This is a genomic window from Terrimonas alba (assembly GCF_042434975.1).
Taxonomy (GTDB): Bacteria; Bacteroidota; Bacteroidia; order Chitinophagales; family Chitinophagaceae; genus Terrimonas_B; species Terrimonas_B alba.
The window spans coordinates 1-1,682 of the sequence record NZ_JBHMQM010000027.1; the positions used below are offsets into that span (position 1 = coordinate 1).

The window sequence follows — 1,682 nt, forward strand, 5'->3', positions numbered from 1 at the left end:
CCGGTACAAAGTGTTCCTGCACCTGTTGCATTATTGGTAAGAACCGGATCACAACCACCCGTTACAGAAGCGGTAGCCAGCCATGCCTGGAAGGCTGCATCAAGCGCTGCCTGGTCTGCATAGTCACATGCATTTACTGTAGTTGCAACCGGGGTTGTTATCACGACAGGTGTTGGCGGTGTGACGGTGAAGGTTGCTGTTGCAGTTGGTGCTTCGCAAAGATCAGTAGCAGTGAAGGTCACTGTTACGGCACCACCGGTACAAAGTGTTCCTGCACCTGTTGCATTATTAGTAAGAACCGGATCACAACCACCCGTTACACTGGCTGTTGCCAGCCATGCCTGGAAGGCTGCATCAAGCGCTGCCTGGTCTGCATAGTCACATGCATTTACTGTAGTTGCAACCGGAGTGGTTATCACGACAGGTGTTGCCGGTGTTACGGTGAAGGTTGCCGTTGCAGTTGGTGCTTCGCAAAGATCAGTAGCAGTGAAGGTCACTGTTACGGCACCACCGGTACAAAGTGTTCCTGCACCTGTTGCATTATTGGTAAGAACCGGATCACAACCACCCGTTACACTGGCTGTTGCCAGCCATGCCTGGAAGGCTGCATCCAAAGCTGCCTGGTCTGCATAGTCACATGCATTTACTGTAGTTGCAACCGGAGTTGTTATCACTACAGGTGTTGCCGGTGTTACGGTGAAGGTTGCTGTTGCTGTCGGCGCTTCGCAAAGATCAGTAGCAGTGAAGGTCACTGTTACGGCACCGCCGGTACAAAGTGTTCCTGCACCTGTTGCATTATTGGTAAGAACCGGATCACAACCACCCGTTACAGAAGCGGTTGCCAGCCATGCCTGGAAGGCTGCATCAAGCGCTGCCTGGTCTGCATAGTCACATGCATTTACTGTAGTTGCAACCGGGGTTGTTATCACTACAGGTGTTGCCGGTGTTACGGTGAAGGTTGCTGTTGCAGTTGGTGCTTCGCAAAGATCAGTAGCAGTGAAGGTCACTGTTACGGCACCACCGGTACAAAGTGTTCCTGCACCTGTTGCATTATTGGTAAGAACCGGATCACAACCACCCGTTACAGAAGCGGTAGCCAGCCATGCCTGGAAGGCTGCATCAAGCGCTGCCTGGTCTGCATAGTCACATGCATTTACTGTAGTTGCAACCGGGGTTGTTATCACGACAGGTGTTGCCGGTGTTACGGTGAAGGTTGCCGTTGCAGTCGGTGCTTCGCAAAGATCAGTAGCAGTGAAGGTCACTGTTACGGCACCACCGGTACAAAGTGTTCCTGCACCTGTTGCATTATTGGTAAGAACCGGATCACAACCACCCGTTACAGAAGCGGTAGCCAGCCATGCCTGGAAGGCTGCATCAAGCGCTGCCTGGTCTGCATAGTCACATGCATTTACTGTAGTTGCAACCGGGGTTGTTATCACTACAGGTGTTGCCGGTGTTACGGTGAAGGTTGCTGTTGCAGTTGGTGCTTCGCAAAGATCAGTAGCAGTGAAGGTCACTGTTACGGCACCGCCGGTACAAAGTGTTCCTGCACCTGTTGCATTATTGGTAAGAACCGGATCACAACCACCCGTTACACTGGCTGTTGCCAGCCATGCCTGGAAGGCTGCATCAAGCGCTGCCTGGTCTGCATAGTCACATGCATTTACTGTAGTTGCAACCGG

Annotated in this window: 1 protein-coding gene; it reads right to left on the minus strand. The window is 52.3% G+C overall.

Translation table 11 applies throughout. The annotated features are described in order from the left end of the window. Positions 1-1,682: hypothetical protein (locus ACFEL9_RS26015; RefSeq protein WP_385896306.1), on the minus strand; the 1,682-nt coding region annotated here is incomplete at both ends.